At 52.9% G+C, this 6,343-nt stretch carries 9 protein-coding genes; 1 reads left to right on the top strand and 8 read right to left on the bottom strand.

What is annotated here, in order from left to right; all coding sequences use genetic code 11:
• The coding region (locus HMPREF2554_RS09220; protein WP_246826052.1) for a DUF6318 family protein at positions 1-329 on the top strand (329 nt) is incomplete at its 5' end.
• A 212-nt stretch (positions 330-541) separates the two neighbouring features.
• On the opposite strand, the gene HMPREF2554_RS09215 is transcribed toward HMPREF2554_RS09220, so the two are convergent.
• The 8 genes from HMPREF2554_RS09215 to HMPREF2554_RS11685 all read right to left on the bottom strand — a co-directional run.
• Positions 542-1,123, bottom strand: a complete 582-nt coding sequence (locus HMPREF2554_RS09215; protein ID WP_070554881.1) for a TerD family protein — start codon at positions 1,121-1,123, stop codon at positions 542-544.
• Positions 1,124-1,254: 131 nt separating this feature from the next.
• Positions 1,255-2,352, bottom strand: a complete 1,098-nt coding sequence (locus tag HMPREF2554_RS09210) for a DUF475 domain-containing protein (RefSeq protein WP_070535756.1) — start codon at positions 2,350-2,352, stop codon at positions 1,255-1,257.
• A gap of 43 nt (positions 2,353-2,395) precedes the next feature.
• Positions 2,396-2,974 (bottom strand): TerD family protein, encoded by a 579-nt coding sequence (locus tag HMPREF2554_RS09205; protein WP_004006392.1) that lies wholly within the window; start codon positions 2,972-2,974, stop codon positions 2,396-2,398.
• 13 nt (positions 2,975-2,987) lie between these two features.
• Positions 2,988-3,773 carry a hypothetical protein gene (locus HMPREF2554_RS09200; RefSeq protein WP_246826051.1) on the bottom strand — a complete coding sequence of 262 codons (786 nt, stop codon included), beginning with the start codon at positions 3,771-3,773 and terminating at the stop codon, positions 2,988-2,990.
• The gene (locus tag HMPREF2554_RS09195) at positions 3,770-4,300 is read right to left on the bottom strand and encodes a TerD family protein (RefSeq protein ID WP_070554879.1); all 531 of its coding nucleotides are present in this window, start codon (positions 4,298-4,300) and stop codon (positions 3,770-3,772) included. The genes HMPREF2554_RS09200 and HMPREF2554_RS09195 overlap by 4 nt, the downstream gene beginning before the upstream one ends.
• On the bottom strand, positions 4,301-4,816 hold the full coding sequence (locus HMPREF2554_RS09190; protein ID WP_070554877.1) for a hypothetical protein: 516 nt from the start codon (positions 4,814-4,816) through the stop codon (positions 4,301-4,303).
• 8 nt (positions 4,817-4,824) lie between these two features.
• The gene (locus HMPREF2554_RS09185) at positions 4,825-6,063 is read right to left on the bottom strand and encodes a toxic anion resistance protein (protein ID WP_070554875.1); all 1,239 of its coding nucleotides are present in this window, start codon (positions 6,061-6,063) and stop codon (positions 4,825-4,827) included.
• A 74-nt stretch (positions 6,064-6,137) separates the two neighbouring features.
• The coding region (locus HMPREF2554_RS11685; RefSeq protein WP_210396043.1) for a hypothetical protein at positions 6,138-6,343 on the bottom strand (206 nt) is incomplete at its 5' end.

Here is a 6,343-nt window from a genome sequence, read left to right as displayed (position 1 = left end):
ACGAAATGATTAATAAGTCTGCATTGGCACAAAGCGAAAAGGATGGTTTCTTAAAAAATGATCAATTCTTTTTCGATAGGATCAAAGATGGTGAGATTTGGTTTGGTAACCCTCAAGTAACGTTTGCCATGCGCTCTCCTCGTCCCTCAAAAGCAAGCGGTGGCGGCTACAATTGGGGCGGTATGATGGTCATCGATTTGGGAGAATTTCGTGCCTTCCCTGATGGAACTAGCGAGGACTACACCGATGAAAAACAACGTAAGACAGAAACATCGGTGTATTTTCAGGGTAAGTATTCTGATGGTGCCTGGCAGATCAAAACATTCTAGGCGTCAGTAATTGAATGAATAATTGTGCTTTTCAGAGCATAAAGCTGGTCCCGCACGCATCGTATTGATGCATGCGGGACCAGCTTTTGCTATCAGTACTATGCGCACAGAAGAATTCCAAAGACAGCTCTTACCGCCATAAAGAAGAATAAAACTGCCGCTATGTACACCTTACGTGCCGCTATTGAACACGTGCACAGCACGCCAAATTTTTAGACAAGGTACCTTTTTACAGGGTCGATAACATCACGCGGGGTGCGTGCCGCACCGGGCAGCGGGTCTCCAATAGCCCGAAGCTCCCAGCCGCGACCTAAGCGTGCCAGCAGGGCTACCATGAGCCCCGTATGCGAGCCCTTTTCCGTCATCGAAAAACGTGCCATCTCCTGGCGGGTAGCAACGTTTTCAACGCGCACAAAAGCGTTGTCAATATTGCTGAACTGATCCCCGGAATATGAGGTAATCACCAGCGCCAGGAAAGCAACGCGCGCATCCACGCCCGGGAGGTTAATATCAATAACCTCGTCGTCGCCTTCGCCTGCACCCGTCAGGTTATCTCCGTGGTGAATAATAGAACCATTGACCGAGCGTAACGACCCGTAGAAAACGACCTCAAGCAGGTTACCGGCTGCATCATAGCCGATCACGGAAGCATCCAGATCGACCGCTTTCTCTTTGATACGCCCAAAGAGCCCCTTGGTTTTAATGGGATCCCAGCCTAAGCCCAAACGAACCTGGGTGAGCGAGCTGTCTTTCGAGAGATCTAGTTTCTGGCCTTTTGACAGGTTAATAGCCACAGTGCCTGTACCCTTCGTTAGTTATGTAGTTATGTGGTAATAAAAATACGGTGGGCGGATGCGCGGCGCACGCTGCGTCCGCATCGTCGCCCACCGCGTTGCTTGAGGGCTATGTGCCCTTGATCCTGCGGTTATGTGCTCTGCACCGGAGCGTCAGGTTCTGCAGTCTTTTCCGCTAGTGCTGCCTCCGCATGGTTTGCCTTGCGGGAGGAGATAATCGATCCGGCGATAAAGACGATGCCGGAAAGGCCGATCACGTAGTCGGGAATATCCCACTTGAGGGTTGCCAGAAGCATAAGCGCGAGAACGCCGATAGCCCAGTGCGCGCCGTGGTCCAGGTAGCGCAGCTCTTGAAGGGTTCCCTTCTCGACCAGGTAAATGGTCATCGACCGCACGAAGAGCGCGCCCACGCCCAGGCCGATAGCAATAATAATGGGGTCTGAGGTTACCGCGAATGCGCCGAGAACGCCGTCGAAGCTGAAGGAAGCATCAAGAACTTCTAGGAAGATAAACATGGAGAATGCTGCTTTACCGGTAAGTACGGCAACATTCGCCAGGGATTCTTCTTGAGATTCGTTTCGGTCTTCCATAAAGGTTGCCAGGCCGTTGGTCGCCAAGAAGGTGAGCATGCCCAGAAGCCCCGAGAGCAGAATAGTGTACTGCTCATGATGCTCAGCACCGAAAAGCTGAGAAGCCGTCACTAAGATAACCCCGGAAACCAATACAGGCATGGAATCAAAGTGCCCGGCTTTGGCGAGCGGTTTCTCGATCACGGATAGCCAGTGGACATCCTTACCAGCCTCGAAGAGGAAGGAAAGGAAGAGCATGAGCAGGAACATGCCGCCGAAGGAAGCGATGGTGTGGTGAGCGGATTCCAAAATGTACCCGTAGGTTCCGGGCGTATGCGGGTCGCCGCGTTCCATTGCAAGGTTCCAAGCTTCAACCGGACCTACGTTGCCTGCCAGGCAGACGATCAGGAAGGGGAAGATAAGACGCATACCAAAAACAGCGACCAGAACACCGACTGTCAAGAAGATATTGCGCCATGCATGCGACATTTTGTCTAGGTATTTTGCGTTCACACCCGCGTTGTCGAATGAGAACACGATCTCAAGGACAATCAGGATCGCGGCGGATACCATGCCAACAATACCGCCATAAAAGGCGGCACCTATAAGTGCCGCAAGGGTAATCAAGAGATCGTATTTGAAGAATTTTAATAAAGCCATGAGGGCAGAAGGCTCTCCTTCGCGTTAGAGATAAGGCAGGTTGTTAAACGGTGAAACCGTAGGAGGTCAGCAGATGCGGCAGACCACCGGTGAATGGATCTTCTACGGCTTTGAAACGCCATTCGCCGTTGTGGCGGTACACCATCGCGAAGAGTACAGCGGGCGCTGCCGAGCAGTCTTCGGAAAGGTCGTAACGAGCGATTTCTTCGTTAGTGTCGTCGTTTATCAGACGTACATAAGCGTTACGTACTACACCGAAATTCTTACCGGTTTTTTCGCCTTCGTAGATAGAGGCGAGGATGTGAAGGCGCTGTACCTTTGGGTCTACTTTATCGAGGTTCACGATAATGGTCTCATCGTCACCTTCAGCATCGCCAGTGCGGTTGTCACCGGTGTGGACGACCGCGCCGTCAAGGCTGGTGGGATTGTTAAAGAAGACGAGGGATGCATCGTCAAAAAGGATCCTGTCATTTTCGTCGGTGATCATGACGGATGCGTCAAGGTCATAGGCTTCACCCGCGAGGGATAGGTCCCAACCCAGGCCGATGGTGAGGTTTTTCAGACCCGGTGCCTCTTTGGTGAGATTGATGGGGTTTCCTTTGGTGAGCTTAATAGCAGCCACTATATTTTCCTTTCTATTTATGGTGTTGATATTCGCTCAGAAGGGCGATGGCACAGGTAACGTAACCATCCTCACTTAATATTAGCGTACCCTTCCCTAAATCCCGGGTTATGCGCATATCGGGATTAGTGAGCTGAAGGTTCCTGCCGATCACTTTTAAAGATCGGAGTAGCGTCAAAGATTTGGGGGGAATTATCAAAACTGTGCCTGCTGCGTTGAGCGATATTTGGGTCATCCGAGAGGCAGCATCAGTTGGGGGAGCGGATGAACCCGACAGCATAACACTCTCACCATCCCAGTTCAGCAGGAATGCAGTCATATCGGTTCCGGTAATACGCAGTTCTCCTACGGCGGCTTGTACTGCATCAAGCATAAAGAGACGTTCGCTTGGGTGAGCGTCGGTGATATTGGGGATGTGACCCCACCAGTGCGGTTCACGCAGGTGTTCGGATGGGGGAGTTATGATTTTTGCCGTGTCTTCGGGTTGAGAATGCTGCCAAGATTCAGCCGATTCCGGGGTGTAGGTTGCCGTCCCGCGAGATTTGCTCATATTTGGGGGCTTAATCTGCCGGTGCTGCATCGGCTGCTCTGCCCCAGATGCGCCCGTCGTTCGGTCCGTTTGGCGGTTTATATTCCGTTGAGTATGCTGCGCCCTTCGGTGCCCTTGCTGGTCAGAGGGAATATCTGCAGACTGCGGCTCCCGGTTTGTTGCTGCTGCGGCAGTAGAGGGGGATGCTTGAGGACGTGCTTTCGGCTCAGGATCCGCTATGTAGGCAGTGATAAAACTGTAGCGACTCATAACCCGAACCCTTGAAGCATGGCGGAAACACTATGCCATTCATCGCACACAGCCCGCACTTTCCATTCACCGCGGTGCCGGTACACCTGCATCAGCCGTACCGCCGCGCTGCGACCTACCTGCACGAGTGGGGCACGGAACATTGTTTTTCCGGTGGCGGGGTTTATCATGCGTGCTCGAATCCCGCTGGCACGGTTGAGCCGCACGGTACTTTCCCCGTTTGTGAAGAGCACAACCTCCAGGGAATCTACGTCTTGGGGCACAGTGGGAAGGTGCAGATCGAACTGCACCTGATCGTCGCCCATGAGCTCGCGGCGGCGAACACTGCCCGCACGGTCTAAGACCTGGTGAGCAAATACAAAGTCTTGCCGCGAAACTAGTTTGCCGTTCGAGGTGAGAAGTACCCCTGCCTCCAGAGATTCACGTAGAAGCGGTTCGTCGGTGCGCCACCGCAGTCCTACCAGCACGTGGTCGAGATCGGGTGCTTCCTGGGTAAGATTGACGTTCTGACCAATGCTCAGTTCCATTTATACCGCCATTCTCTTGCGCATGAACAGGGTGTGCGTTTCAAGTTCAAGGCTGTTATCTGCCCGCACAAGGTTAAGCGCAGTGACGAATTCCTGATTTGCATCAGTAAGAGCCTGCACCAGCTCGGAGGTTTGCTCCGGGGTGGGGTTGTGCGTGCGGGTATAGACAGTCAACAGATTCGGTACATAGGTGGTTAGCGCCGTCTGGAGCGTGTATTCCGTCGTTGAGGGCAGGGTCGCGCGGGTATCACTGCCCGTTTCTGCCGTTATTTTGCGGTAGGTTTCGACCATCTCGAAAGCGGGTACGAGTGCGCGCGGGGGTACAGACACGGCAAAATCCGCCAAATAATGCGAGGCATCATCCAACACATGCTGGGACTGGCGCAGGTGCGTGGGCTCCGGGGCAGAAGAATGAGCCGAGGCATACTCCTGCGCCGGGGTATCCGTGACGCTTTCTTGTTGGGAGCGGAACGGGGAATCGTCCGGCACACCGAAAAACCGTTTGATAACGCCCACGTGTGCCTCTAATTCTGGGTGAGCGCGCGGTTTGTGGGAGTTCCGCTGGCGTGTGCAGGGGATTCAGGGGCATTATTCCTTCGTGTAACGCGCTCAAGAGATTCTGCCGTCAGTTCGCGCAGCATCTGGTTCGACTGGGCGAATGCTTCTACCGCCCCCTGACGGAATGCGGAAACTTCGTCGAGTGCTTGAAGTACTTTTCCATGTGCCTGCGCCAAAACCTGCGGGTCAATTGCGGGTTGGGACGCCATCTGCTGGATGCGCGTAGCCTGCGAAGACAGCATATCGGCATTGCGCATAATAGCGTTCTCGGTGGTCTGCTTCAAAGCGCCAAGCTGCTGCAGAACCGCTTCCTGCATGCCTAAGGAACGGGCGATATAGGCGGTCATTTTGTATGCCCATAAGGTGGTGTCTTCGGCGCGGCGGATACCGCGAATGAGCTCTTTGCCGTTGCTGGAGACAACATCGCTTGTCAGGTACGCCTGCCCAGCAATTTCAAGTTTAGTGAGCAGATCGCTGATGCGCTGTTCGGTCACATACAGAACCTTCTCGGTGTAGATGCGCGCGGTTTCTTCATCTCCTTCAAGACGAGTTTCTTCGGCGGCGGCACGCACCATATCGGAGAACTGTTGAAGAACTGTGATCTTCTCGTTCAAATCCGTCATGCCTTCCTGAAGTTTCTCGCGCAGTTTCACGAGTTCCGCCTGCTGCATGACGAGCGCATCGGTGGATTTTTTCAGTTTTTTGCTGATGCCTTCAATATTTCTGTTGACGCTGGCGTACTGGTAGAAGAATTTCTCGATTTTGCTTTTGCCGCGCCCTATCAGGCGTTTTGCGATGCCGCGTTTACCGGGGGTACCGTCAATCGCGCTGTAATCCAGCGAGTTGATTTGTGCACGCAGTTCCGCCAGGTTTTGAGATGCTTTGGTTTGTGGGGAGTCCGGCGCAAGCTCAAGCTCCTGCATATTCAGCAGACGCTGGGTAACCATGTCGATACCGTTGAAGGTATCGGAACCGTAGCTTGAAATCGTATTTTCGAGGGTATCGAGAAGTGAAGGCGACTTCAGATCGGTGTTGTTGAGAGTGATAGCCAGTTCGTCTGCTTCATGACTGATAGTTGCAACCTCAGGGGCACGCGTTTCCCGTTTTACAAGGTCGATAGCTCCCGCTTGGTTAAGTTTAGGCGGTGCTTGAGTTACGACCGGCGGGGCACCAACTTGGGGTTCGGAAGTAGGGATTTCAGCCATGAGATATCCTCTCGTCATGTCGGAACATACTCTTCTATGGTACTCAGCGCAGTGTGCAGAAGAACGTCCTTTCGTTAGAAAGCAATAAAAGTTGTATAAAAAAGTACCGGTACGCCTGTGGATAACTTCTCCAGTTTCTTCGTTGAAGAACGTAAAAACCTCGTTGTTTTATGGGTTTTTCTATAAAAATACGTGGATGTCAAGATCGGTCTGCAAAGCACCACTCCCGCTTTATACTCTGGCAGAATCGAGCGAAATCTCACAGAGCGCATACCGCTGA

The organism is Rothia sp. HMSC071F11, assembly GCF_001809115.1.
GTDB lineage: Bacteria > Actinomycetota > Actinomycetes > Actinomycetales > Micrococcaceae > Rothia > Rothia dentocariosa.
This window is presented reverse-complemented; position numbering and strand designations above follow the sequence as displayed.